The sequence below is a fragment of the Streptomyces sp. 12E genome, assembly GCF_055633275.1.
This window is the reverse complement of sequence record NZ_JBVNCJ010000001.1, coordinates 5,898,110-5,922,499: the sequence shown is the minus strand read 5'-3', so window position 1 is coordinate 5,922,499 and position 24,390 is coordinate 5,898,110. Positions and strand designations below refer to the sequence as shown.

24 protein-coding genes and 1 pseudogene are annotated in these 24,390 nt (G+C 74.4%); 15 read left to right on the top strand and 10 right to left on the bottom strand.

Translation table 11 applies throughout. The features are described from left to right. Positions 1-12: 12 nt before the first annotated feature. The gene (locus tag ACZ8ZB_RS27170; protein ID WP_470740249.1) at positions 13-1,353 is read right to left on the bottom strand and encodes a ferredoxin reductase family protein; all 1,341 of its coding nucleotides are present in this window, start codon (positions 1,351-1,353) and stop codon (positions 13-15) included. Between the two features lie 149 nt (positions 1,354-1,502). On the opposite strand from ACZ8ZB_RS27170, the gene ACZ8ZB_RS27165 reads away from it, so the two are divergent. Continuing rightward, on the top strand, positions 1,503-2,192 hold the full coding sequence (locus tag ACZ8ZB_RS27165) for a response regulator transcription factor (protein WP_470740248.1): 690 nt from the start codon (positions 1,503-1,505) through the stop codon (positions 2,190-2,192). Next, positions 2,189-3,655, top strand: coding sequence for a sensor histidine kinase (locus ACZ8ZB_RS27160; RefSeq protein WP_470740247.1), 1,467 nt, complete (start codon positions 2,189-2,191; stop codon positions 3,653-3,655). Before ACZ8ZB_RS27165 ends, ACZ8ZB_RS27160 begins: the two co-directional genes overlap by 4 nt. Positions 3,656-3,664: 9 nt before the next feature. Here the strand turns inward: ACZ8ZB_RS27160 and msrB are convergent, their stop codons facing one another. The 4 genes from msrB to ACZ8ZB_RS27140 form a co-directional block, all read right to left on the bottom strand. Then, positions 3,665-4,072, bottom strand: a complete 408-nt coding sequence (gene msrB, locus ACZ8ZB_RS27155; protein ID WP_470740246.1) for a peptide-methionine (R)-S-oxide reductase MsrB — start codon at positions 4,070-4,072, stop codon at positions 3,665-3,667. A 14-nt stretch (positions 4,073-4,086) separates the two neighbouring features. Beyond that, complete coding sequence (murC, locus tag ACZ8ZB_RS27150; protein ID WP_470740245.1) at positions 4,087-5,475, bottom strand: UDP-N-acetylmuramate--L-alanine ligase; 1,389 nt, start codon at positions 5,473-5,475, stop codon at positions 4,087-4,089. A gap of 80 nt (positions 5,476-5,555) precedes the next feature. Then, a complete protein-coding gene (locus tag ACZ8ZB_RS27145) occupies positions 5,556-6,029 on the bottom strand; it encodes an indole-3-glycerol phosphate synthase (protein WP_470740244.1) in 474 nt (157 codons plus the stop codon). Positions 6,030-6,229: 200 nt separating this feature from the next. Further along, positions 6,230-7,024, bottom strand: a complete 795-nt coding sequence (locus tag ACZ8ZB_RS27140) for a pyrimidine reductase family protein (RefSeq protein ID WP_470740243.1) — start codon at positions 7,022-7,024, stop codon at positions 6,230-6,232. 34 nt (positions 7,025-7,058) lie between these two features. On the opposite strand from ACZ8ZB_RS27140, the gene zapE reads away from it, so the two are divergent. The 10 genes from zapE (at position 7,059) to ACZ8ZB_RS27090 (ending at position 16,938) form a co-directional block, all read left to right on the top strand. Continuing rightward, on the top strand, positions 7,059-8,162 hold the full coding sequence (gene zapE / locus ACZ8ZB_RS27135; protein WP_470741588.1) for a cell division protein ZapE: 1,104 nt from the start codon (positions 7,059-7,061) through the stop codon (positions 8,160-8,162). 395 nt (positions 8,163-8,557) lie between these two features. Continuing rightward, positions 8,558-9,139, top strand: a complete 582-nt coding sequence (locus ACZ8ZB_RS27130; RefSeq protein WP_470740242.1) for a carbonic anhydrase — start codon at positions 8,558-8,560, stop codon at positions 9,137-9,139. Further along, positions 9,136-10,614: a SulP family inorganic anion transporter gene (locus ACZ8ZB_RS27125; RefSeq protein WP_470740241.1), complete on the top strand. Its 1,479-nt coding sequence runs from the start codon at positions 9,136-9,138 to the stop codon at positions 10,612-10,614. Before ACZ8ZB_RS27130 ends, ACZ8ZB_RS27125 begins: the two co-directional genes overlap by 4 nt. A 159-nt stretch (positions 10,615-10,773) precedes the next feature. Further along, positions 10,774-11,598, top strand: a complete 825-nt coding sequence (locus ACZ8ZB_RS27120) for a slipin family protein (protein ID WP_470740240.1) — start codon at positions 10,774-10,776, stop codon at positions 11,596-11,598. A gap of 89 nt (positions 11,599-11,687) precedes the next feature. Then, positions 11,688-13,082, top strand: a complete 1,395-nt coding sequence (locus ACZ8ZB_RS27115; protein WP_470740239.1) for an alkaline phosphatase PhoX — start codon at positions 11,688-11,690, stop codon at positions 13,080-13,082. Positions 13,083-13,186: 104 nt separating this feature from the next. After that, positions 13,187-14,710, top strand: coding sequence for an FAD-dependent oxidoreductase (locus ACZ8ZB_RS27110; RefSeq protein ID WP_470740238.1), 1,524 nt, complete (start codon positions 13,187-13,189; stop codon positions 14,708-14,710). 93 nt (positions 14,711-14,803) lie between these two features. After that, positions 14,804-15,655 (top strand): polysaccharide deacetylase family protein, encoded by an 852-nt coding sequence (locus tag ACZ8ZB_RS27105; protein ID WP_470740237.1) that lies wholly within the window; start codon positions 14,804-14,806, stop codon positions 15,653-15,655. A 19-nt stretch (positions 15,656-15,674) separates the two neighbouring features. Further along, positions 15,675-15,860, top strand: a complete 186-nt coding sequence (locus tag ACZ8ZB_RS27100) for a hypothetical protein (RefSeq protein ID WP_053635097.1) — start codon at positions 15,675-15,677, stop codon at positions 15,858-15,860. Between the two features lie 33 nt (positions 15,861-15,893). Next, on the top strand, positions 15,894-16,610 hold the full coding sequence (locus tag ACZ8ZB_RS27095) for an aminoacyl-tRNA hydrolase (RefSeq protein ID WP_470740236.1): 717 nt from the start codon (positions 15,894-15,896) through the stop codon (positions 16,608-16,610). A 16-nt stretch (positions 16,611-16,626) separates the two neighbouring features. Then, positions 16,627-16,938, top strand: a complete 312-nt coding sequence (locus tag ACZ8ZB_RS27090) for a hypothetical protein (protein ID WP_470740235.1) — start codon at positions 16,627-16,629, stop codon at positions 16,936-16,938. 41 nt (positions 16,939-16,979) lie between these two features. On the opposite strand, the gene ACZ8ZB_RS27085 is transcribed toward ACZ8ZB_RS27090, so the two are convergent. The 5 genes from ACZ8ZB_RS27085 to ACZ8ZB_RS27065 are packed head-to-tail and all read right to left on the bottom strand — an operon-like array spanning position 16,980 to position 21,412. Then, positions 16,980-17,564: a hypothetical protein gene (locus ACZ8ZB_RS27085; RefSeq protein WP_470740234.1), complete on the bottom strand. Its 585-nt coding sequence runs from the start codon at positions 17,562-17,564 to the stop codon at positions 16,980-16,982. Continuing rightward, positions 17,561-18,904 (bottom strand): DUF58 domain-containing protein, encoded by a 1,344-nt coding sequence (locus tag ACZ8ZB_RS27080; RefSeq protein WP_470740233.1) that lies wholly within the window; start codon positions 18,902-18,904, stop codon positions 17,561-17,563. Before ACZ8ZB_RS27080 ends, ACZ8ZB_RS27085 begins: the two co-directional genes overlap by 4 nt. After that, entirely contained in the window at positions 18,901-19,899 is a 999-nt protein-coding gene (locus tag ACZ8ZB_RS27075) for an AAA family ATPase (protein ID WP_470740232.1), read from the bottom strand. Before ACZ8ZB_RS27075 ends, ACZ8ZB_RS27080 begins: the two co-directional genes overlap by 4 nt. Next, positions 19,896-20,471: a hypothetical protein gene (locus ACZ8ZB_RS27070; protein ID WP_470740231.1), complete on the bottom strand. Its 576-nt coding sequence runs from the start codon at positions 20,469-20,471 to the stop codon at positions 19,896-19,898. The genes ACZ8ZB_RS27075 and ACZ8ZB_RS27070 overlap by 4 nt, the downstream gene beginning before the upstream one ends. Then, positions 20,468-21,412 (bottom strand): DUF4129 domain-containing protein, encoded by a 945-nt coding sequence (locus ACZ8ZB_RS27065; protein WP_470740230.1) that lies wholly within the window; start codon positions 21,410-21,412, stop codon positions 20,468-20,470. Before ACZ8ZB_RS27065 ends, ACZ8ZB_RS27070 begins: the two co-directional genes overlap by 4 nt. 119 nt (positions 21,413-21,531) lie before the next feature. On the opposite strand from ACZ8ZB_RS27065, the pseudogene ACZ8ZB_RS27060 reads away from it, so the two are divergent. The 3 genes and pseudogenes from ACZ8ZB_RS27060 to ACZ8ZB_RS27050 all read left to right on the top strand — a co-directional run bounded on the left by ACZ8ZB_RS27060 (position 21,532) and on the right by ACZ8ZB_RS27050 (position 24,331). Next, a pseudogene (locus ACZ8ZB_RS27060) lies at positions 21,532-22,051 on the top strand (hypothetical protein). An 88-nt stretch (positions 22,052-22,139) separates the two neighbouring features. Next, complete coding sequence (locus ACZ8ZB_RS27055) at positions 22,140-23,444, top strand: MbnB/TglH/ChrH family RiPP precursor modification enzyme (protein ID WP_470740229.1); 1,305 nt, start codon at positions 22,140-22,142, stop codon at positions 23,442-23,444. A gap of 107 nt (positions 23,445-23,551) precedes the next feature. Continuing rightward, positions 23,552-24,331 carry a TIGR04222 domain-containing membrane protein gene (locus ACZ8ZB_RS27050; protein WP_470740228.1) on the top strand — a complete coding sequence of 260 codons (780 nt, stop codon included), beginning with the start codon at positions 23,552-23,554 and terminating at the stop codon, positions 24,329-24,331. Positions 24,332-24,390: the final 59 nt, after the last annotated feature.

Here is a 24,390-nt window from a genome sequence, read left to right as displayed (position 1 = left end):
GTCCCGCGTCCGTCATCCGGCCAGGCTGAAGCGCTCGTGGTGGATCTGCCGCTTCGGTACGCCCAGTTCGCGCAGGGTGCGCAGGACCGCGGCGGTCATGCCGGGCGGGCCGCAGACGTAGACGTCCCGGCCGGCGAGGTCGGGGACCAGGCGGGACAGTTCGCCGGGGGCGAGCCGGTCGGGTACGGGCGGGCCGGTGACCAGGTGCAGCTCGGCGCCCTTGGCGAGGGCCAGTTCGCGCAGCTCGTCGTGGAGGACGGCGTCGGCCTCCGTGTTCACCCGGTAGAGGACGACGGCGTGGCCGTGGAGTTCCTCCAGCAGGGCGCGAATCGGGGTGACGCCGACGCCGCCGGCGATGAGCAGGGCGTCCGGGTGGGTGCGGTGCAGGGTGGTGAAGGCGCCGTAGGGGCCCTCGGCGAAGACGCGGGTGCCGGGCTTCAGATGGCGCAGGGCCGCGCTGCCGTCGCCGGCCGCCTTGACGGTGAGCCGCAGGGTGCGGCCGTCGGGTGCGGCGGACAGGGAGAACGGGTTCGCCTGCCACCAGCGGTCCTTCGTCAGGAACCGCCACAGGAAGAACTGGCCGGCGCGGGCGGGCAGCCGGTCCAGGTCGCGGCCGGTGATGTGGACGGAGACCACGTGGTCGTTCTCGGGGACGACGGCCGTGACCCGCAGCCGGTGGCGCCGGTTCCGCCACAGCGGCAGGGCCAGCCGGCCGGCGAACACGGCGGCGAGGGCGGCGCCCCACAGCCCGTACCAGTAGGCGGTGGCGGCGGACGAGGCGGTGAAGGTGGAGCCGACGGCGACCTGGTGGGTGAAGGCGAGGACCACGGCGACGTAGGTGTAGAGGTGGATGAAGTGCCAGGTCTCGTAGGCGAGCCGGCGCCGCGCGCGGCGGGCGGAGACCGCGCCGACGACCAGGATCAGCGCCAGCGCGACGACCGCGCGCAGCACGCCCTCGACGGTCTCCGCGAGGTCGACGAGCTGGTCCACCGGATCCATGGAGGACATCTCGGCGTAGCCGAAGGTGATGAAGACCGCGTGGCCGAGGAGCGTCCACAGCAGTCCGAAGCCGGTCCAGCGGTGCCACAGGGTCAGCCGGTCCATGCCGATCCGGCGGTCCAGCCAGGGCAGCCGGGCCACCAGCAGCAGCTGGAACGCCATCAGCAGGGCGGCGTACAGGCCGGTGAGGCGGCCCAGCAGGAGGAGGGCGTTGGCGCCGAAGCCCGCCTGGACGAAGAAGACGGCCACCACCGCCGCGTTCGCGGCGAGCAGGCCGTACAGGCCGATGCGCGCCACCGTCTTGGGGCTTCGCCTCGCGGCGGGGGGTGCGGGAGGCGCTTGGACAGCTGTCACGCCGGAAACTCCTTGATCGGGTCCTGGGTCTCCGAGCTTGGTCACGGGCGCTGTCGATTCCCTGTCGGTCAACTTTCAAGTTTTTATCGATCAGGACGCGGTGGGGTTCCGCCTCTGGCGCCGGGAGCGGTGTGCCGCAGTATGGGCGGGTGGAAAAAGTACGACTCCTCGTCGTGGACGACGACCCGCCGATAGCCGACCTGGTGGCGACGGTCGCCCGTTACGAGGGCTGGGAGGCGGTCACCGCCAACTCGGGTGAGGAGGCGCTGCGCCGCGCCGCCGAGTTCCGCCCGGACATCGTGGTGCTCGACCTGATGCTGCCGGACGTCGACGGTTTCGGCGTCCTGGACCGGCTGCGGCGCTCCGGGACGATGGTGCCGGTGGTGTTCCTCACCGCGCGGGACGGGGTCGCCGACCGGGTGGCGGGGCTGACCCGGGGCGGGGACGACTACCTGGTCAAGCCGTTCGCGGTGGAGGAGCTGATGGCCCGGCTGCGGACCGTGCTGCGGCGCAGCGCGGGGCCGGGGTACCGGCGGTCGGTGCTGCGGGTGGCGGACCTGACGATGGACGAGGACACCCGCGAGGTGCGGCGCGGCGGGCGGCTGCTGTCGCTGACGCCGACCGAGTACGAGGTGCTGCGCTACCTGATGCGCCGCTCGCCGGCCGTGCTGACCAAGGCGCAGATCCTGGACCACGTGTGGGAGTACGGCTTCGGGGGCCGCTCCAACGTGGTGGAGCTGGTGGTGAGCCGGCTGCGGCGCAAGCTGGACGACACCGGTGCGCCGCTGATCCAGACGGTGCGGGGCTTCGGGTACGTGATCCGGCAGGCCGCCGAGTGAGGGCGCGGGTCCGGCGGCTGCGGGACACCTACCGGAGGGTGCGCCTCGGCACCCGGCTGGCGCTGGGCCTCGGAGTGCTGTCGCTCGCGGTGTTCGCGGTCGTCGGCACCGCGCTCACCACGTACATGCACGACTACCTGGAGCGGCAGCTGGGCGACCAGCTGAAGCTGATCCAGACCGTGCAGGCCAAGGACGCGGCGGCGCACGGCACGGTCAGGCGCAAGCCGTACTACGGCTGGTACACGGCGGTGTACGACGTCTCCGGCGACGCGGTCAGCCTGCGCAGGCCCTCCGACGTGCCCGAGGACACCCGTGCCCTGGCCGACCTCGCGCGGGCGATGGCGCACTCCGACGCCGATCTGACCCGCACCGCGCGCATCCGCGGGGAGGGCACCTACCGGCTGCGCGGCTGCGAGGTCGAGCCGGGGGTGGTGCTGGTGAGCGCCGCGCCCGTGGAGGACATCGAGAAGACCGTCGGGCAGCTGGTCACCGTGCAGGTCGTGGTGTTCGCGCTCGCGCTGCTGGCCCTGGTGGTGTTCGGACGGCGGATGCTGCGGCGCGGACTGCAGCCGCTGAGCGACATGGCGCACACCGCGCACGGCATCGCCTCGCACGACCTGACCGAGTCGGCGGCCCGGCTGCCGCTGCGCGCGGACGGGCGGGACGGCGGCCGGGAGGTGGCGGAGCTGCGCACCGCGTTCAACACGATGCTGGAGCACATCGACGACTCCCTGGCGGTGCGCGCGGAGGCGGAGCTGCGGCTGCGCCGCTTCGTCGCGGACGCCTCGCACGAACTGCGCACCCCGCTGATGTCTGTGCGCGGCTACGCGGACCTGTTCCAGTACGCCGCCGCCAACGAGCCCGCCGAACGCGACCGGCACCTGGCCCGGCTGCGGGCGGAGGCCGCCCGGATGGGGGTGCTGCTGGACGATCTGCTGCTTCTCGCCCGGCTGGACGCGGCGGAGGTGGAGGCGCCGCTGCGGACGGCGGACACGGACCTGGTGGAGCTGGTCCAGCAGGCCGCCGACGCGTTCCGGGCGAGCCACCCGGACCACCCGCTGGCGGTGACGGCCGGTGCCGGTCCGCTGGTGCTGCGGCTCGATCCGCAGCGCGTGCGGCAGGTGCTCGACAACCTGCTCACCAACGCCGCCGTGCACACCCCGGCCGGCACCCGGGTGTCCGTGGCGGTCTCCGTCGCCGCCGGGGCGGCGCTGGTGCGGGTCGCCGACGCGGGCCCCGGTGTCCCGGCGGAGGACCGGGAGCGGGTCTTCGACCGGTTCTACCGGGTCGACAAGGCCCGCAGCCGGGACCGGGGCGGCAGCGGGCTGGGCCTCGCGGTCGCCCGGTCGCTGGTGCGGGCGCACGGCGGCGACATCGGGCTGAGCGGCGAGCCGGGGGCGACGGTGTTCACCGTACGGCTGCCGCTGGGCGGTGCGGACGGGGCGCACCGCGAGGAGCCCTGACGGATCAGGTCAGCCCTCGGTGGGCTGCAGCGTCAGCGAGATGCTGTTGATGCAGTACCGCTGGTCCGTGGGCGTCGGATACCCCTCGCCCTCGAACACGTGCCCGAGGTGGGAGCCGCAGCGGGCGCAGCGGACCTCGGTGCGCACCATGCCGTGCGAGCGGTCCTCGACCAGCTCCACGGCGTCGGTGTCCTTCGGGTCGTAGAAGGACGGCCAGCCGCAGTGCGACTCGAACTTGGTGGTCGAGGTGAACAGCTCGGCGCCGCAGGCGCGACAGGAGTAGACGCCCGCGGTCCTGGTGTCGGTGTACTCGCCGGTGAAGGCGGGTTCCGTGGCCGCCTGGCGCAGGACGGCGTACTCGGACGGGGACAGCTCCGCGCGCCACTGCTCGTCCGGCTTCTCCACGTCGTACGGCATGAGCTTCCAGCCCCTTACTTCGGCAGACGGTCCAGGATGAGCGGGCCGAGGTCGGTGACGTCGCCCGCTCCCATGGTGAGAACGAGATCACCGGGCTTCGCCATTCCCGCGATCACCTCGGGGATCTCCGCCTTGTCGTGGACGGCGGCGACGTCCGCGCCGGCCGCCCGGGCCGCCTCGATGATCAGCTCGCTGGTGACGCCGGGGATCGGGTCCTCGCGGGCCGGGTAGATGTCCAGCACCACCGAGGCGTCGGCCAGGGACAGGGCCCGGCCCATCTCCCCGCCCAGCTCGCGGGTGCGGGAGAACAGGTGCGGCTGGAAGACGACGAGGATGCGGGCGTCACCGGCGGCGGCGCGCATGGCCTCCAGGTCGGCGGTCATCTCGGTCGGGTGGTGCGCGTAGGAGTCGATCACCTGTACGCCGGCCGCTTCGCCCTTGAGCTGGAGGCGCCGCTTCACCCCGGTGTACGCGGCCAGCGCCGGGGCCAGCTCGGCGGCCGGGACGCCGAGCGCCACGCCGGCGGCGAGCGCGGCGACCGCGTTGTGCGCGTAGTGCCGGCCGGGGACCGACACGGTGAAGGTGAGGGGGGCTCCGTCGAGTTCGACGGTCACCTCGCTCCTCAGCCCCTGCGGGACGACCGACAGCACCCGCACGTCGGCGTCGTCCGACTCCCCGTACGTCACGGTCCGCACCGAGCCGTCCAGCCGCCGGGTCAGCTCGCGGGCGCCCTCGTGGTCCGCGGAGATCACCAGCGTGCCGCCGGGCACGATCCGGCCGACGAACGTCTCGAAGGACTCGTGGATCTCCTCCATGGACGCGTAGTTGGCGTGGTGGTCCAGCTCCACGTTGAGGATGATCGCGACCTCGGGCGCGTACGTGTGGAAGCTGCGGTCGGACTCGTCGGCCTCGGCGACGAAGATCTCACCCGTGCCGTGCAGCGCGTTGGAGCCGGGGACGTCCAGGTCGCCGCCGATCGCGTACGACGGCTCGCGGCCCAGCGCGGTGAGGGAGACGGCCAGCATGGAGGTGGTGGTGGTCTTGCCGTGGGTGCCGGCCACCGCGATCGGGCGCAGGCCGTCCATCAGGGCGGCGAGGGCGTGGGAGCGGTGCACCACCGGGACGCCCAGCTCGGCCGCCCGGACCAGCTCGGGGTTGTCCTCGCGGATCGCGGAGGAGACGACGACGCAGCTGGCGTCGTCGGCGAGGTGCGCGGCGGCGTGGCCGATGTGCACGGTGGCGCCGAGGGCGCGCAGGGCGTCGGCGGTGGCGGAGTCCTTGGCGTCGCTGCCGGCCACCTTCGCGCCTCGCTGGGCGAGGATCTTGGCGATGCCCGACATCCCGGCGCCGCCGATGCCGATGAAGTGCGGTCGGTCCATGGCGGTGGGAAGGCCGGGTGCCATGCGTGTTCTCCCAGTGGTGCGACGAGCGGGACGGCGGTCTTCGCGCCCTCTCGGGAGAACCGGGAGAGCGCCGCCCCAGCCTATGCCTTGCTGTGGGAGAAGAGTTTCAGCACCGGCACCCCGACCTTGTGCCGGGCCCGGGAGGCCCAGTCGCGGTGGAAGAACTCCTCCACGTAGTGCGGGTCGGTCAGGACGATCACCTCGTCCGCCCCGACCTCCTCCACCATGGCCCTCAGCACGTCCAGGGGGTGGTCCTCGACGAGGCGGCCGTCCGCCGTGTCGCCGGTGGCGCGCAGGGCCTGCAGGGACACCTCCAGGGCCCGCTCCCCCATGCTCCGGGCCTCCTCGCCCTCGGGCGTCTCGTCCTCGCGGACGGCCTCGTCGAACTCGCCGAGCGCGACGTCGTCGATGGCTCTCAGCAGCCGGTCGGCCTGTTCGCCGCGCGGCTGGAGCAGCACGTGGAAGGAGACCGGCTCGTCGCCGTGCAAGGTGGTGACGAACTCCACGTCTTCGGACGTCAGGGCCTTCTCGATCATCAGTACGCTGGTGAACACCAGGCTCCCCTTCTCCTCGGAGGACCCCAGGGCCCCCTCTCCGCTCCGTGGGCCGGGCCCGGCCCCGCGGAAACCATCCCGTCCCGTGTGCGCACGGGTACCGCCGGATTCAGTGTCGCCCCTTTCCGCACCGGTCGGACCGATGCGTTCCGCCGATCGCCGGACCCGCGGTCACCGTCCGGCGCCCCGGCCGCGACCGGTCAGGTCCGCTGGTACCGGGTGAACAGGAATCCGTCCTCCTCCAGCATCGACTTCAGCGCGAAACGCCGCGGAAGTGTCACGGGCGGTCCACCGGCGATGCGCTGCGCGTCACCGGCGGTGAGCATCGGCGAGACGGTCAGGCAGAGCTCGTCCAGCACTCCGGCCGCCACCAGCAGGCCCAGCAGTCGCGGCCCGCCCTCGGTCAGCAGCCGGGTGTGTCCGAGGTCCGCGAGGACCCGCACCGCCCGCGCGGGGTCCACCGCTTCCCCCTCCCCGGCGGTGACCACCCGGGCGCCCGCCCGCTCGGCGGCGGCCACGCGGTCCGGGGCGGCCCCGGCGCCGGTCAGCAGCAGCGTGGGCACCAGGGGGGAGGTGAACAGCGGCAGCGAGAAGTCCAGGTCCAGGCTCGCCGTCACCACCGCGATCACGGGCGCGGGCCCCTGTCCGGCCGCCTCCCGCGCGGCCGCGAACTCCGCGCGTGCGCGCGCCGGACGGTAGCCCTCCTGCCGTACCGTCTGGGCGCCGACGACCACGACGTCGGCGAGCGCCCGCAGCGTGCCGAAGACGCGCATGTCGGCCGGGCAGGAGATGGGCTGCGAGCGGCCGTCGTGCTGGGCGGCCCCGTCGAGGGTGGACACCATGTTGGCGCGCAGCCACGGCTCCCTGCCCCGTGGTCCCGGCTCCGGGTAGGCGTACGCTGCGGCGAGCTCGGCGAGGCTCCACTCGCGAGCCGCGGTCTCGTCGGTCACGTCGGTCTCGTCGGTCACGTCGGTCACGGGGAACAGGCGTCGCATGCCGAGCAGTGTTCCACGGCCCGTAGCATGGTGAATCGTGTCGTCCTCCTCCGCTCCCCGTCCCGGTCCGATAGCCGACGTGGCCCCGCTGTCGCTGTGCGCCCGTGAGCCGCACGTGCCCGCGGACCGGCTCGTCGCCGAGATGGTGCCGCCGCCGCGGTTCGACTCGGTCCGCTTCTCCACCTACCTCCCGGACCCGGACCAGCCGAGCCAGACCGAGGCCGTCCGCGTCCTCGAGGGCTTCGCGGCCGGTCTCGACGGGGCGGCGGCCGGCGACTCGGGCCGGCGCGGGCTGTTCGGCTTCGGCAGGGCGCGGAAGAAGGCCCCGGCGGGCCCGCGCGGCGTCTACCTCGACGGCGGCTACGGCGTCGGCAAGACCCACCTGCTGGCCTCCCTGTGGCACGCCACCCCGGCCGAGCCCTCCCGCAAGGCGTTCGGCACCTTCGTGGAGCTGACCAACCTGGTCGGCGCCCTCGGCTTCCAGCAGACCGTGAAGACCCTCTCCGGCCACCGCCTGCTGTGCATCGACGAGTTCGAGCTGGACGACCCCGGCGACACCGTGCTCGTCTCCACCCTGCTCGGAAAGCTGGTCGAGGCCGGCGTGGCGCTCGCCGCCACCTCGAACACGCTGCCGGGCAAGCTCGGCGAGGGCCGGTTCGCGGCGGCGGACTTCCTGCGCGAGATCCAGGGCCTGTCGGCCCACTTCCGCGCCCTGCGCATCGACGGCGAGGACTACCGCCACCGGGGTCTGCCCGAGGCGCCGGCGCCGCACTCCGACGAACTGGTGACGCGTACGGCGCACGCCACCGAGGGCGCCTCGCTCGACGCCTTCCCCGACCTGCTGGACCATCTCGCGCGGGTCCACCCCAGCCGCTACGGCGCCCTGACCGACGGACTCCGCGCGGTGTGCCTCACCGGTGTGCGTCCGGTGCCGGACCAGTCGACCGCGCTCCGGCTCGTCGTCCTCGCGGACCGGCTCTACGACCGTGAGGTGCCCGTGCTCGCCTCGGGGCTGCCGTTCGACCGGCTGTTCGGCGAGGAGATGCTGAAGGGCGGCTACCGCAAGAAGTACTTCCGGGCGATCTCGCGGCTCACCGCGCTGGCCCGCGACGCGGGACGGCTCGCCGCGGCCCGCTGAGCCGCATGTCGGACACCTGATCGGACCGTCGCCGATCAGGGGCGCATTCGCGTCAACCCACCCTTTCTTTTCGGGCTCTCTCCGCCACGAAACATTGAGTTAACCCTGCAAACGACTTTGCAGGGTTATTGTGCTTCTTGACCGACCGTTGACCATGCCTTGGCGCGCGGAAGAGGTGCGAACCGCCTTGCGAAGCACGCATGTACCGAGGTCCGACGACCGTGACCCCACCCCGGCCCCTTGTCGTGACTTTACCTGCACTTCACTTCTCCGCATTTCCTTCACACTTCACACCCGCGCATACGCCTCGTAAGGCAAAGGCCATGGGTCAGCGGAGTCCGACCTTTGTCATGCCCGTCCGACGCGTCCCCACGCGCGCCAGGAGGAATCACCAGATGCAGCCCCTCATCGACAACGCCCGCACGTTCGGACAGCGCCCTGAGGAGTTCGCCCGCCTCGCCGAGGGTCAATCCCCCGACGTCCTGTTCATCACCTGTTCCGACTCCAGGGTCGTACCGGCCCTGATCACGGGCGCCCGGCCCGGCGAGCTCTTCGAGCTGCGCACCGCGGGCAACATCGTCCCGCCCTACACCCCGGGACGCCCCACCTCCGAGGCGGCCACCGTCGAGTACGCGGTGGAGGTCCTCGGCGTGACGGACATCGTGGTCTGCGGCCACTCCCACTGCGGGGCCATCGGCGCGCTGGTGCGCGGCGACGACCTGGACGCCGTGCCCGCCGTGCGCGACTGGCTGGCGCACGCCGCCGACGAGCCGGCGTCGGCCGACGCGACGGACCCGGCCTGCGCGGAGGCGGTCCAGCACCACGTCCTGGCCCAGCTGCTGCGGCTGCGCTCGTACCCGTGCGTCGAGCAGCGGCTGGCCTCGGGCCGGCTCCGGCTGCGCGGCTGGTACTACGAGGTGCACACCGGAGCCGTACGCGAACACCGCGCGGACACCGACGCCTTCGAGGCGCTGTGAGCACGGCCGTGTCCAAGTTCCCCCATCTGCGGCAGGACTTCGCCGCCTCACTCGTCGTGTTCCTCGTCGCGCTCCCGCTCTGCGTGGGCGTCGCCGTCGCCTCCGGTGTCCCGGCCGAACTCGGCCTGGTCACCGGCATCGTGGGCGGGCTGGTCACCGGTCTGCTGCCGGGCAGCAGCCTGCAGGTGTCCGGTCCGGCCGCCGGGCTGACCGTGCTGGTCTTCGAGGCCGTCGACACCTACGGGCTGCCCGCGCTCGGCGTGATCGTGCTGGCCACCGGGCTGCTCCAGCTGGCCATGGGCGCGCTGCGGCTCGGCCGCTGGTTCCGCGCGATATCCCTCTCGGTGGTCGAGGGCATGCTGGCCGGCATCGGTCTCGTGCTCATCGCGGGCCAGCTCTACGCGGCTGCCGGCCTGTCGGCGCCCGCCTCCGGCGTCGACAAGATCCTCGGACTGCCGGGGGCCGCCGCGGACGCGCTCGGCAGCGCCGAGGCGCTCGCCTCGCTCGCGGTCGGCGCGGGCACCGTCGCCGTGATGGTGCTGTGGCGCCGGATGCCGGGCCCCGCCGGCGCCGTACCGGGCGCGCTGGCGGCGGTCCTGCTGGCGACGGCGGTCACCCTCGCGTTCGGCGTGCCCGTCGCGACGGTCGAGGTGCAGGGCCTGTTCGACGCCGTCCAGCCGCCCGGCGCGGACGTCTTCGGCGGGCTGGAGGTCGGCATCCTCGGCACGATCGTCGCCTTCACCCTGATCGCCTCCGCCGAGAGCCTGTTCAGCGCCGCCGCGGTGGACCGGCTGCACGACGGTCCGCGCACCCAGTACAACAAGGAGCTGATGGCGCAGGGCGCGGGCAACGCGGTCTGCGGAGTCCTCGGCGCGCTGCCGATGACCGCGGTCATCGTGCGCAGCTCGGCCAACGTCCGGGCGGGCGCCAGGACCAAGGCGTCCCGGGTGCTGCACGGCGTGTGGCTGCTGCTGTTCGCCGCGCTGCTGCCGTCCGCGCTGGCGCTGATCCCGCTGCCCGCGCTGGCCGGCATCCTGGTCCACGCCGGCTGGAAGCTGATCCCGTTCCGGGCCGTGGCCGCGCTCTGGCGGGGCCACCGGGGCGAGGCGCTGATCCTGGTGGTCACCGCCGTGTCGATCGTCGTGGTCAACATGTTCGAGGGCGTGCTGATCGGCCTGGCCCTGTCGGTCGTCAAGACGGCCTGGGAGGCCTCGCAGGCGAAACTGGAGGTCATAGACAAGGGCGCGGGCCCCATACAGGTGTACCTGTCGGGCAACGCGACCTTCCTGCGCCTCCCGAAGATCCTGGACACCCTGGAGTCCCTCCCCCAGGACCGTCCCGTCGAGCTGGACCTCACCGGCCTCCACCACCTGGACCACGCCTGTCACACGGCCCTGAGGAACTGGTCCGAACGCCACAGCACACCGGGCACGGTCCCGGTGAAGCTCACGGAGACACCGGTCGCGACACCTTAGGGGCGCTTCCCAGGGGCGCGGGGCCGTACCGGCATGCGGCCCCGCGCCCCTTCCCGTCCCGCCCCCACCGCCCACCCGGCATGGCCCCGCACCGGACACCGGGCATATCGTTGCAGCAGCGGACGAAGGCACAGCGGACCTCTGAACCGGGAGGTCACCATGGTCGAGGAACTGCTCACCGCGGCCGCCGGCACCACCGCGGCCGCGGCCGCCTACCTCCTCGCGGCGGCCCGGGTCGTCAAGCAGTACGAGCGCGGCGTCGTCTTCCGCCTCGGCCGCCTGCACGGCACCGCGCGCCCGCCCGGCTTCACCCTCGTCGTCCCCGGCGTGGACCGGCTGCGCAAGGTCAACCTCCAGATCGTCACGATGCCGGTGCCCGCCCAGGAGGGCATCACCCGGGACAACGTCACCGTCCGGGTCGACGCGGTCGTCTACTTCAAGGTCGTCGACGCGCCGGCGGCCGTCGTCAACGTCGAGGACTACCGCTTCGCGGTCTCCCAGATGGCCCAGACCTCACTGCGGTCGATCATCGGCAAGAGCGACCTCGACGACCTGCTGTCCAACCGCGAGAAACTGAACCAGGGCCTGGAGCTGATGATCGACAGCCCCGCCGTCGGCTGGGGCGTGCAGATCGACCGCGTCGAGATCAAGGACGTCTCCCTGCCCGACACCATGAAGCGGTCCATGGCCCGCCAGGCCGAGGCCGACCGCGAACGCCGGGCCCGCGTCATCAACGCCGACGCCGAACTCCAGGCCTCCAGGAAACTCGCCGAGGCCGCCCAGGAGATGTCGGACACCCCCTCCGCCCTCCAACTCCGTCTGCTGCAGACCATCGTGGCCGTCGCCGCCGAGAAGAACTCCACCCTCGTCCTGCCCTTCCCCGTCGAGCTCCTCCGCTTCCTCGAACGCGCCCAGCAGCCCGCACCGCCGGACCGGGCGGCGGAGCCCCGCCCGGAGCCCGACGGCCACCGCCCCGGCCCGTGACACGAGCGACACGCGTGGTTCCCGTGACCCGCACCAGGTGATAGACACGGCGGGTCACAGTTCCTGTCCGCCAGCAGGAAGGTTTCCTCATGTCAGAAACCGGGTCCACCACCGGCTCCCCCGCGACACGGCGTCAGGTGCTCGTCCGTTCCGGCGCGCTCGGCGTCGGCATCGCCTTCACCGGCGCCCTCTCCGAGCTCTTCACCGGCACCGCCGCCGCCCACGGCCTCGGCCACAGCGGTTACGGTCCGCTGGTCCCCGACCCCGACGGACTGCTCGACCTGCCGAAGGGCTTCCGCTACGAGGTCCTCTCCCGCGAGGGCGAGCCGCTGCGCTCCGGCGAGGGCCCGGTCCCCTCCCACCACGACGGCATGGCCGCCTTCGCCGGCCGCCACGGCCGTGTCCACCTGGTCCGCAACCACGAGAACCGCGCCACCGGCAGGATCCCCGTCCCGGTGGTCGACGGCCTGACCTACGACCCGGAGGGCAAGGGCGGCTGTACGGCGCTCACCCTGGACCACCGCAACCGGGTGCTGTCCGAACGGGTCGCGATCGCCGGTACGGCGGTGAACTGCGCGGGCGGGCCGACCCCCTGGGGCACCTGGCTGACCTGCGAGGAGACCGAGGACAAGGCCGGCACGGGCGGCTACGCCAAGGACCACGGCTACGTCTTCGAGGTCGACGGCGCCGACCCGCGCCGCACGGGCGCCGTACCGCTGACCGCGATGGGCCGCTTCCAGCACGAGGCGGTCGCCGTGGACCCGAAGCGGGGCGTGGTCTACGAGACCGAGGACGCCTTCGAACGGCCCTTCGGCCTCTTCTACCGCTTCCTGCCCCGAAAGCCCCTGGGAGGCACCGGTTCGCTGCGCGCGGGCGGCCGGCTCCAGGCCATGCGGGTGCCCGAAGTGCCCGACCTGTCCTCGATCCAGGACATCGGCGCCCGCTTCGACGGTATCGAGTGGGTGGACGTACCGGACCCGCTGGCCGTCGGAACCCCCATCCGGCACCAGGACTTCGGTCCGCGGGGCATCACCCACGCGCAGAAGCTGGAGGGCTGCTACTGGGGCGGGCGCTCGGTCTACTTCGTGTCGTCCTTCGCCCGCAGCACCGAGGGGTCGGCGGCCGACCACTACGGCCAGATCTGGCGCTACGACCCGGACCGGCGCCGCCTCACCCTGGTGATCGTCTTCGGTCCGGACACCGGCGTCCGGCTGCCCGGCGAGTCGCCGGACAACATCTGCCTCGCGCCGGGCGGCGGCCTGATGGTGTGCGAGGACGGCGGAGGCGCCCAGCACGTCTACGGCGTCACACGCCGGGGCGAGGTCTACGCGATGGCCCGCAACCGCCAGAACGTGGGCACCCCGGAGGAACCGGAGTGGGGCGAGTTCGCCGGGGTCGCCTTCTCCCCGGACGGCCGCACCATGTACGTCAACTGCTACGCGCCCGGCACGACGTTCGCCGTGACGGGCCCCTGGCGCGGGTAGCCGTGCCGCGAGCGGGACGGAGGGGGCGCGGGTCCGCCGCCTCCGTCCCGCCGCGGGGGGCGGCCCGGACGGTGAACCGGCCGCACCGGGGTACCCGACGCCGTATGACGGAGAAGCAGCAGGCAGGCGGCTCGTACTGGCTCCAGACCGCACCGGGCGGCCGGCACACCCCACTGACCGAGGACCTGGACGTCGACGTGGCCGTGATCGGGGCGGGCATCGCCGGCCTGTGCACGGCCCGGGAGCTGGCGCGGGCGGGCAAAAGCGTCGCGGTGCTGGAGGCCGGGCGGGTCGCGGCCGGCGTCACCGGGCACACCACGGCCAAGATCTCCGCCCTGCACACGCTGGTCTACGACAAGCTGCGCCGCACCCGGGGCGCCGAGGGCGCGCGCCTGTACGCCCGTTCGCAGTCCGAGGCGATCGAACACACCGCCCGGGTCGTGGAGGAGCTCGGGGTCGACTGCGAGTGGGAGCGCCGCAGCTCGTACACCTACGTCCGGGACGCGGACCGGGTGGAGGAACTGCGCGCGGAGGCCCGGGCGGCGCGGGAGGCGGGGCTGCCGGCCTCCTTCGTGACGGAGACCGGGCTGCCGTTCCCGGTGGCGGGCGCCGTCGAGGTGAGGGACCAGGCGCAGTTCCATCCGCGCAAGTACCTGCTGGCCCTCGCGGACGACATCGTCGCGCACGGCGGGCGCGTCCACGAGGACACCACCGTCCTCGGCCTGGAGGAGGGCGCGCCGAACCGGCTGTCCACGGCGACCGGGGCGACGGTGACGGCCCGGGACGTCGTGGTCGCCACCCACTACCCGGTCTTCGACCGGGCGCTGCTGTTCACCCGTCTCTCCCCGCGCCGCGAACTGGTCGTCGCCGGGCCGGTCCCGGCCGATCAGGATCCGGGCGGGATGTACATCACCCCGGAGGAGAACACCCGCTCGGTGCGCACGGCTCCCTACGGCGAGGACGGCGCCCGTCGCTTCCTCGTGATCACCGGGGAGCACTTCACGCCGGGCACGGGCGACACGCGGGCCCGCTTCGACCGCCTCTCCGACTGGGCCCGCGCGCACTTCCCCGGCGTGGAGCTCACCCACTCCTGGGCCACCCAGGACAACGACCCCACCGACACCGTGCCGCTGGTCGGCCCGCTGCACCCGGGCGCCCGGCACACCTACGTCGCCACCGGCTTCGGCGGCTGGGGCATGAGCGGCGGCATGATGGCGGGCCTGCTGCTCACCGCGCAGATCACCGGCGGAGAGTGCGCGTGGAGCGAGCTGTACGACCCGCGCCGGCTGGCCTCCGCCGTGCGCGAGGCGCCGTCCTTCCTCAAGCACCAGGCGCAGGTGGCCAAGCACTTCGTCGGCGACCGGCTGCGCCCGGCGCCGCCGGCCGAGGCGCTGCCGCCGGGCGAGGGCGCCGTGGTCCGCACGGAGGGCGGCCGGCTCGCGGTCTACCGCGACGAGGAGGGCGTCCTGCACGCCGTCTCCGCGCGGTGCACCCACATGGGCTGCCTGGTGGACTTCAACGCCGCCGAACGCGCCTGGGAGTGCCCCTGCCACGGCTCCCGCTTCGACACGGACGGCAAGGTCGTCCAGGGCCCGGCGACACGGCCGCTGGAACGGCGCGACATCTGAGGCGGCAGGGGCGGGCACCCACCCGGGTGACGCGGGAACCGGCTCTCCGGCACAACGGCGGGAATGCCATAAAGCTGATCATATCGTCATACGGTGATCACTCTCGTACGCCGAGCAGCCGCCGTATGCGTGCTGGCCACCGCGCTCGCCGCCTGCGCCGCTCCCCGCCCCGCCCCGCAGGCGCCCCGCCCCGCGCCCTCCGCGCCCCCCGCGCCCCCCGCGCCCTCGTCTCCTCCCACCCTCGCCCCCGGCCCCTCCGGCCTGACCCCGGTCTTCCACCACGGGCCGCGCGCCGGCGAGCGGGCGGTCGCCCTCACCTTCGACGCCGACATGACCGCCGACCAGGGTCCGAGGGCGGCGGCGGGCGAGCGCTTCGACCACCCGCGGCTCATCGCCGCCCTGCGCGCGCTGAAGGTGCCGGCCACGGTGTTCATGACGGGCCGCTGGGCCGAGGAGTACCCGGACCAGGCCCGCTCCCTCGGCCGGGACCCGCTCTTCGAGGTCGCCAACCACTCCTACAGCCACTACGCGTTCACCGGTGACTGCTACGGCCTGCCGACCGTCTCCGCCGACCGGATGCGGGCGGACGTGGAGCGGGCGTACGCGGTGTTCCGGAAGACCGGCGTGCCCGATCCGAAGCCGTACTTCCGCTTCCCCGGCGGCTGCTACGACCGCGCGGCGCTCAAGGCGCTCACCCCGGCCGGGGTGACGGCCGTGCAGTGGGACGTGGTGGGCGGCGACGCGTTCGCCACGGACGCGGAGGCGGTGGCCCGGCAGGTGCTGGACGGTGTGCGTCCCGGATCGGTGGTCGTCCTGCACTGCACCCGCAGCGCGGCCCCGGCCACGGAACGGGCCGTACGGGAGATCGTCCCGGAACTGCGCCGCCGGGGCTACCGCTTCGTCAAGGTCTCCGAACTGATCGCGGCGGCGAACGGCCGGGGCTGAACCGCCCTACGCTGGAGTCATGAGCGACACCGACGACGACTACTGCCTGATCGACGCCGCCCGGCCGCCCAGGGCCGACGGCCCCCCGTACGCGGCATGCGTGCTGTGCCGGGAGCCGACGGAGTACCCGGAGTCGTACAAGGGCGTCACGCTGTGTCCGGTCTGCGAGTGGCGGGAGGCCGAGCGCACCTCCTGCTCCGGCTGACGGCACCCCCGCGCGGGTTGGCAGACTGTCCCCGTGAGCGACGACCGCACCCCTTCCGCCGACAGCCCCTTCCGACCCGACCCGGGCGCCCGCGACGCGGCACCCCAGTTCGTCCTGCCCCTGGTGGTCCGCATCGAGCGGGCGGCGCCCCCGGCCCGTACCGACGCCCTGGAGACTGCGGCCCGCGCGGTGCTCGTGATGCTGACCGACGAGCGCTCGGCCGGCGAGGGGGAGTGGGCGCGGGCGATCCGTGACTGGCAGGACGCCCGCATCCGCAAGGTGGTGCGCCGGGCACGCGGCGCGGAGTGGCGCCGCGCGGAGGCCCTCCCCGGGATCACGGTCGCCGGCGAGTCGGCGGAGGTCCGCGTCTTCCCGCCCGTCCCCCTGGACGGCTGGCCCAAGGACCTGGCCCGCCTCCAGGTCTCCGGCACCGACCTCGACGACCCCGATCCCGCGCCCCCGGCGGACCCGGCGGCCCCCGTCCTGTGGCTGAACCCCGGCCTCGGCATGTCGGCCGGCAAGGCCATGGCCCAGGCGGGCCACGCCGCCCAACTGGCCTGGTGGGAACTGACCGACGAGGCCCGCGCGGCCTGGCACGCCACCGGTTTCCCCCTCGCCGTCCGCACCGCCGACCCCGCCCGCTGGCCCGCCCTGACGGCCGGCGGCCTCCCCACGGTCCGCGACGCGGGCTTCACGGAGATCGCCCCGGGCTCCTGCACGGTGGTGGCGGACCACCCGGCGCTGCGGTGACGGGGGCGGAGGAGGTGTGACCGAGCCGATCACCGGTTGGATCGTGGACCGCAACCTGCGGGGCTTCCTCGAGCTGCTGTCCCGCTACACCGGATACTCCTTCGACGAAACCGACTGGGAGACCGTCGAAGCCGGCGTTCGGGACACCGACGACGAGGCTCCCGACGGCTGGTACTCGTATCCCCTCGCCGGCACGGACGCCACCCTGCGGGTCTCCCTCGCCCGGGCCGTCGGCGGCGAGGAAGTGTCCGTGCGCGTCACGGGCGCCGGGACACCGGAGCTCCGGGTCCGCACCGACACGCTCCTGTCCGCCTTCGCCGCCGCCTGACCACCGTCCCGTCCGGCCGGATCCGCCTCCGTCCTCCCCGCCTACCTCCTCCCGCCCCACCGCCGGGCCCCCAGCACCCCGCCGACGACCACCACCGTTCCCACCACCACGCCGGCCGCGATCACCCGTCCCGCCCCGGACCCCGGACCGGACACCGGAACCGCCGCGGCGGCCGTCACGACCCCGGCCCCCGCGCACGCGGCGGCGGCTTCTCCCCACACCCGCGCGGCCCCGCGCCCCCACCTCCACGGCCATGCCTCGCTCGTCACCAGGTACGCGACCGACAGCACCACCACACCGGCCGCCTCCCACCACGCCGGATCCCCGGACGCCGCGATCACCACCACACCGCCCGCCAGCACGGTCGTCCGGTGCCGCAGCAGAACGTGGGACCAGCGCACCGAATCCAGCGACGGCCGCCGGTCCACCGCCGGCGCCGCCCACACCGCGAAGACGACCGCGCATCCGAACAGCACCGCCCCGCGCGCCCCGCTCACCGTCGCCCACGGACGCCACGCCACCACGACGGCCGCCGCGCCGAGCGCCCGCACCGGCACGGTCCGGGCCCGGTACCGCGCGTACTCCCAAAAGGCCGCCCGCGCGCCGGGCGCCGTCGTCGCGCTCATCCCCGCCCCCCGATCCGCCCCGACAGCAACGGCGCCAACGCCAGGTCCAGCGGCTCGCCCACGACGTGCCGCAGCACCGGAACCCCGCTGTCCCGCAGGGCGAACCGCATCGCTTCCCGGTCCGCACGCCACAGCCGCAGCCCCAACTCGCCCGCCGCGTCCCCGGGTTCGACGTACGGGTCCCCGCTCGGGATCTCCACGACGACCGGCCGGCGCCCCCGCCCCTGAAGATCCCGCAGCACCTTCAACACCCGTGCGTCGCTCAGCGGGGTGAACACGTACACCAGAGCCCCCTGCGGCAGCGCGGGCGGCGGTACCCGCTCGAGTCCCGGCCCGTCGAACCGCCGGTCCTTGCGGACGTCGAGGACGCTCTCGACGATGCGGTAGAACGCCGCGTCCCCGGTCCCCGGCGCCAGCCACCGCGTGGTGCCCCCGGTCGAGACGACCCCCACCCGGTCGTGGGTGCGCAGATACGCCCGGGCGAGCCCGGCGGCGGCCCGCACCGTCTCGTCCAGGGACGAGACCCCGGTCGCCGGGTCGACGACGTCCCCGAACGCGTCGAGCAGCATCACCGTGTCGGCAGCCCGTTCGGCCGCGAACCGGTGCAGTTGCACGGCCCCGCGCCGGGTCGTCGACGGCCAGTGGATGCGCCGCTGCCGCTCCCCGGGCGCCCACGGCCCCACCCCGATGACCTCGACGCCCTCTCCGGCCTGCGGGGATGCGTGCTCGCCGAGCCGCTGCGGCAACCGCGCCGGGATCGGCGTGAACCGGGCCTGCGCGGCGTGCGGGAACACGGACACCTCGGCCGCCTCGACCCGCACGGTGCGGCGCACGGTGCCCCCGGCGTCGTACACGTCGAGGTCCACCGGGCCGAGCGACCAGCGCCCCCAGCGCAACGCGGTGTGGCGCAGCGTCACCGTGGACGGGCCGACGACGACCTCGTCGAGCCGCAGGCCCGGGCCGAGGGTGACGCCGGGGTCGAGGCGGACGGCGTCGCCGTCGTGCGCCACCGAGACGCGGAGGGTGACGGTGTCGCCCTCGAAGCAGCGCTTCGGTCCGACGCTCACCGCCGTCTCGATCCGGCGGGCGCGGGCGCGCGGCAGCGCGAGCGCCAGCAGCACCAACGGCGCCGCCGCGAGTGCGAGCAGCCACGCCCGGCCGGTGAGCAGGGCGGCGGACAGGGCGACGACGGCGACGGTCAGCAGGCGCAGGGTCCGCTCGCCCGGGCGCGGTCCGCCGGGCGGCGGGGGCGGCGGCTGCGCCGGAGAGGCGCGCCCCTCCAGGGCGCGGACCACCGCGGCGCTCGGCCGCGGCGCGGGCGCGGGTGCGGGCGGGGTCACGACGGCAGGGCGGCCGTACGCCGCGTGGACGGCGTGCCGACGCTGTCGACGATCTCCCGCAGCACGTCGTCCGTGGACATCTCGCGCACCCACAGCTCCGGCCGCAACGACACCCGGTGGGCCAGGGCGGGCACCGCGAGGTGCTTGACGTCCTCCGGGACGACATAGTCCCGGCCGTCCAGCACGGCGCGTGCGCGGGCGAGTTGCACCAGGGCGAGACCACCGCGCGGCGAGGCGCCGATGCTGATGTGGGGGTGGTCGCGGGTCGCGCCGACGAGTGCGACGGCGTACTCCAGCAGGTCGTCGTCGATCTCCACGCGCTCCACCACGGCCCGCCACGCCACGACGTCGGCCGGTCCCGCGAGCGTGTCGAGCACGGCCTCGGGCGCGGCCCGGTCGATCCGGGCCCGCAGCATCGCCAGCTCCTCCCCCGCGGTCAGGTACCCCATCCGCACCCGCAGCTGGAACCGGTCGAGCTGGGCCTCGGGCAGGGAGTAGGTGCCCTCGTACTCCACCGGGTTGGCGGTCGCGATCACCAGGAACGGGTCGGCGAGCGGCCGGGTCTCGCCGTCCACGGTCACCTGCGACTCGGCCATCGCCTCGAGCAGTGCGGCCTGTGTCTTGGGCGGCGTCCGGTTGATCTCGTCGGCGAGCAGGAGGTGCGTGAAGACCGGGCCGGGGTGGAACACCATCTCGCCGGTGCGCCGGTCGTACAGCGGCGTTCCGGTGACGTCCGACGGCAGCAGGTCGGGGGTGAACTGGATCCGGCGGAAGTCCAGGCCGAGCGTGGTGGCGAAGGACCGTGCGAGGAGCGTCTTGCCGAGCCCCGGCAGGTCCTCGACGAGGACGTGCCCGCCGGCCAGCACGGCCAGCATCACGAGTTCGAGGGCGTCCGACTTGCCGACGACGGCACGGCCGATCTCGCGCAGTACGGCACCGGCCTGCTCGCCGACCTGCTCCGCGGTGCGGGGCCGGGGCGTGGAGGGACTCGTCACGTGGTTTCTTCCTTACGGGTGCGGAGGGTGCGTGTGCGGGGTGCGCCGAGCGCCTCGAGCCGGTCGACGAGACGGCGCAGCACGTCCAGGGGGACGTCGCCGTCGGGTCCGGTCCGGGGCGGCTCGTGCCCCAGCCACGGCCACAGCTCGGGCCCGATCAGCTCGGCGGCGCGCTGAGGCTGGTGCTCGAGGGAGACATGGTGGTGCTCGGCGAGCGCGGCGGCGAACAGGCGGCGCAGTTCGGGCCGGAGCACCGCGCGGTAGTAGAGGGCGCCGTCGGAGCCCGTGGCGGTCCGTACGTTCCGTCGCCACTCGCCCATGCCCGGCGCCCGCGTCCGCAACAGCCGCACCTCGCCCCGTCGTCCGGAGTCGAAGGCGTCCGCCCCTGCGACGTACCGGGCGAGGGCCAGCGCCGCGACGACGAGCACGGTCACCACGGCGCCGGCCGCCCCGGGCCCGTCGAGGAGCAGGACGAGCAGGACGCCGGACCCGGCGACCGCGCCGCCGAGCAGCCCGAGCCGGCGCAGCGTGAGCGCGTCCCGCCCCGAAGTCGGGTCCGTGGGCCGGTTCACCGCGCGGCCTCCCGGTCCTGGAGCAGCGCGGCGATCTCCTCCAGGGCGTCGGCCGCGGCCTCGCGGTGCGGGGCGCCCATCGGGTGGGAGGAGTAACGGGCCTCGTGGAACAGCCCGGTGAGACGCGGCGCGGCCGGAGTCGGGGCGAGGCCGGCGCCGGCGGCGCGGGTGAGCAGGTCGGAGGGGCTGTCGGAGGCGCGCCGCGGCACGCCGGACGCGACGAGGGCCTCCTCCATCGCGGCGTAACAGGCGATGACGGCCGCCCGGGCGTCACCGGTGTCGGCCAGGGCGCGCCGGCCCGAGCGTACGGCGGACAGGAGCAGACGCGCGTCGTCCTCCTCCGCCGGGGCGTCCGCGGGGCCGGGGCGCGACGGCACCGCAAGCCCGGGCCGTCGCAGTCGCCGTACGACGGCCACCGTGACGACCACGAGGACGACCGCGGCCAGCAGGCCGAGCAGGAGGTGCAGCGGCACGGACGGTCCGCTCCCCGCCCCCTCGCCGGGCGTCGGTCCGCCGAGGACCGGCGGTGTGGGGGGCGGCTGCGACCGCAGGCCCTCCGGCGGGTCCGCCGACGGGTCCGCCGGTGTGCTGTCCTGGTCGAACCGGTGCAGGACCAGGGCCAGGACGCCGATGACGCCCGGCCCGGCGAGCAGCAGCGGCACGGCGGCCCGCCGCAGCCGCTCCTCGCCCGGCGGCAGCCCGGTGAGGTCGGCGCCGACCCGGCGGCGAAGGTGCCCGACGGCGTACATGACCCCCACCGTCCAGGTGAGGGACGCCCCGATCGTGACGAAGCCCCAGTGGCCGAGCGGCCCCTTGCCGGAGTGCAGCAGCCCTTCGGCGGGCCGCAGCACGAGGGCGGCCAGGGCCAGCGCCCCGACGACCCCGGCGGCGACCGCCGCCCCGGGCACCGCCCGGCGCCCCTCCCGCTCCCCTTGCTCCATGCCGTCCCCCGCCGAACGCTTCTCCCCCGAACGTCAGTTCACCGCATCCTGACACACGTCGGGCCGCCCGGCGGGTCCGGTCGGGGGCGGAGCCGAACGGGCGGAGAGGCGGTGGCGGCATCGGCGATACGGAGCAGGGAACTGCTCGTGAAATCAGGCCGGAGAGGCACCCCGCCGGGCACGTCACGCTCAGGGTGCCGGTGGAGCGGGGGCCGGCTGTCGTCGCGCCGGCGGCCGTTGCGCGTGTGGCTCGAGCCGGAGCACGGGCCGGCTCTCCTCCGGCTCGGGTACGAGCTGTGCTGGGCGACGACCTGGATGGGGGACGCCAACCGGTGGATCGGACCCCGGCCCGGGCTGCCCGCGCTGTCCTTCGTCGCCTTCGGCGACGCCCTGCTCCGGGAGCGGCCCGACGGAGTGCGCTGGAAGACCGGTCCGCTCGTGGAGTACGCCGACGGGCGCCCGTTCGCCTGGGTGGACGACGAGCGGAGCGAGCTCGACCGGGCGTGCGTGGCCGCCCACCACCCCGGGGCCGGTCTGCTGCACCATGTCGATCCGCGGACCGGACTCCGGGAGGACGGCTTCCGGGTGCTCGCCGGCTTCGCCCGGCCGGCGCGCGCCCAACCTCAAATGTTCCTCTGAAGGTGGCCGGGGCGCGGTTCGGGGGTGTGCCGGGGGGCCATATCCCCCTCACCTACGGGGGCCGGACACACCGGTGGAGGAGGGGACGATGGTGCGGTTGGGGACGGGGATCGGGTGGCGGCCGGAGATCGCGGAGGCCGTCGAGGGCATGCCGGGGATCGACTGGGTCGAGGTCGTGGCCGAGAACGTCTGCCCGGGGCATCTGCCCGAGTCGCTGGTGCGGTTGCGGGAGCGCGGGGTGACCGTCGTGCCGCACGGGGTCTCGCTGGGTCTGGGCGGGGCCGAGCGGCCCGACGAGGGGCGGCTGGCCGCCCTCGCCGAGCGGGTGGGGGCGCTCGGGTCGCCGCTCGTCACCGAGCACATCGCGTTCGTCCGGGCGGGCGGGGCGCTGACCGCCTCGTCGCCGGTCGAGGCCGGGCACCTGCTGCCCGTGCCGCGCACCCGTGACGCCCTCGACGTGCTGTGCGAGAACGTCCGCATCGCACAGGAGGCGCTGCCCGTGCCGCTCGCCGTGGAGAACATCGCCGCGCTGTTCTCGTGGCCGGGCGAGGAGATGACCGAGGGGCAGTTCCTGTACGAGCTGGCCGACCGGACCGGCGTACGGCTCCTCGTCGACGTCGCCAACCTGCACACCAACCACGTCAACCGGGGCGAGGACCCGGCCGAGGCGCTCGCCGGACTGCCCCTGGAGGCCATCGCGTACGTCCATGTCGCGGGCGGGTTCGAGCGGGACGGCGTGTGGCACGACAGCCACGCCCACCCCGTTCCGCGGCCCGTGCTCGACGTCCTCACCGACCTCGCCTCCCGGGTCTCCCCTCCCGGCGTGCTGCTGGAGCGGGACGAGAACTTCCCGGAAGCGGAGGAGATGGAGCGGGAGTTGGGCGCGATCCGGCACGCGGTCGAGGAGGGGGCGCGGCGCCGGGGCGCGGGCGCGGCGCCGGTCACGGGCGTCCGCCCCGAGCCGCGGCGGGGCTCCCTCGGCGCCGCCCGGGAGCGGCTCGCGCTCGCGCAGACGGCGGTGCTGTCCGCGCTGGTGGCCCAGGCGCCCGTACCGGAGGGGTTCGACCGGGTGCGGATGGGCGTGCAGGCGCGGGCGCTCGCCGCCAAGCGGGCCGACGTCGTCGCCAAGGTCGCGCCCGAACTGCCGGTGATCCTCGGGGACGGGTACCGGGCCGCCTTCCTCGCGTACGCGCGGACGCGGCCGATGACCGGCGGCTACCGGCGGGACGCGCTGGACTTCGCCGAGCACGTGCTGGCCGGGCGGCCGCGGGACGCGTCGGCGCGGCGCGCGCTGCGGGAGTGGTGGCTGGAGCGGTCCGGACCGGAGCCGCGGTCGCACCGGCCTGCGGTGCGGCTGGCGCGGGCCACCCGGCGGGTGCTGCTGCGGCGTTGACCGCCGGTGCCCGACAATCCGAGCGGAACGTCACATACGCACAACACTCCGTCCCGGATCGTGAACAAGGCATGGTGTTGTCGCGAGCACGCGTTTACAAACGACTCATGTTCTGGGTCCCCCTTCTGCTCCTGGCCTGGGCCGTCGCCGGTGTGACGTGTCTGCGGCTGTGTCTGGCCGCCGTGCGCGGCGCCGCCGCGGCCGGCCCCGACGCGGGGGCGGGGCGCGGTCTGACGCTGTACGAGGCCGCGTTCCTCTCCGGTGGTCCCGGGCGGGTCGCCGACCTCACGCTCGTCTCGATGGCCCGTCAGCGGCGGTTGCTGCTGGCGCACACCGGCTGGGCCACGGTCGTCGATCCGTGCGGGCGGGACGAGATGGAGCGGTCGGTGATAGGGGCGATAGGGCCTCAGGGGCAGTCGCCGATCGCGCCGGTGCGGGCCGCCGCGGCGACCGCGGACGCCGTGCGCGGGATCGCCGAACGGCTGGTCGGCGCCGGGCTGGCGGTACCCGACGGCGGTGGGACGACCGTCGCCGGGGCGGTGCGGCAGGTACGGCTCGCCGTGCCGGCCGTGGCGGGACTGGCGACGGCCGCCCTGCTCATGCCCGTCCCGTCGGAGATGCCGCGCCTGCTGGTCGCGCTGTGGTTCGCGCTGCCGCTGCTCCTCACGCTGGGCTGTCTGGCCATCGCGCGGTTCGAGGTCCACCCGTACTCGCCGTGGGCCTCCCCGGCCGGTCAGCGTCTGCTGGGCGCGCTGCCCCGCGACGCCGGAGACGCCGGTGACGACCGTGCGTACCTCACCTCCGTCGCGGTGCACGGCATCCGCGCGGTGGGCGAGCCGGAACTGCGCGCGGCCTTCGCCCACCGGGTGCCTCCTGGGGGGCATTGACGCCGACACCCCGGCGTGCGGTGCTTGCCTCAGGCCAACGCCGGGCGAAACATCCCTTT

Coding starts and splice junctions, on each gene's coding strand:
- msrB (WP_470740246.1), bottom strand. CDS start 4,072: ATGCCGTACGACGTGGAGAAGCCGGACGAGCAGTGGCGCGCGGAGCTG.
- murC (WP_470740245.1), bottom strand. CDS start 5,475: ATGGCACCCGGCCTTCCCACCGCCATGGACCGACCGCACTTCATCGGC.
- ACZ8ZB_RS27140 (WP_470740243.1), bottom strand. CDS start 7,024: ATGCGACGCCTGTTCCCCGTGACCGACGTGACCGACGAGACCGACGTG.
- ACZ8ZB_RS27130 (WP_470740242.1), top strand. CDS start 8,558: ATGCAGCCCCTCATCGACAACGCCCGCACGTTCGGACAGCGCCCTGAG.
- ACZ8ZB_RS27120 (WP_470740240.1), top strand. CDS start 10,774: ATGGTCGAGGAACTGCTCACCGCGGCCGCCGGCACCACCGCGGCCGCG.
- ACZ8ZB_RS27115 (WP_470740239.1), top strand. CDS start 11,688: ATGTCAGAAACCGGGTCCACCACCGGCTCCCCCGCGACACGGCGTCAG.
- ACZ8ZB_RS27110 (WP_470740238.1), top strand. CDS start 13,187: ATGACGGAGAAGCAGCAGGCAGGCGGCTCGTACTGGCTCCAGACCGCA.
- ACZ8ZB_RS27100 (WP_053635097.1), top strand. CDS start 15,675: ATGAGCGACACCGACGACGACTACTGCCTGATCGACGCCGCCCGGCCG.
- ACZ8ZB_RS27085 (WP_470740234.1), bottom strand. CDS start 17,564: ATGAGCGCGACGACGGCGCCCGGCGCGCGGGCGGCCTTTTGGGAGTAC.
- ACZ8ZB_RS27065 (WP_470740230.1), bottom strand. CDS start 21,412: ATGGAGCAAGGGGAGCGGGAGGGGCGCCGGGCGGTGCCCGGGGCGGCG.
- ACZ8ZB_RS27055 (WP_470740229.1), top strand. CDS start 22,140: ATGGTGCGGTTGGGGACGGGGATCGGGTGGCGGCCGGAGATCGCGGAG.
- ACZ8ZB_RS27050 (WP_470740228.1), top strand. CDS start 23,552: ATGTTCTGGGTCCCCCTTCTGCTCCTGGCCTGGGCCGTCGCCGGTGTG.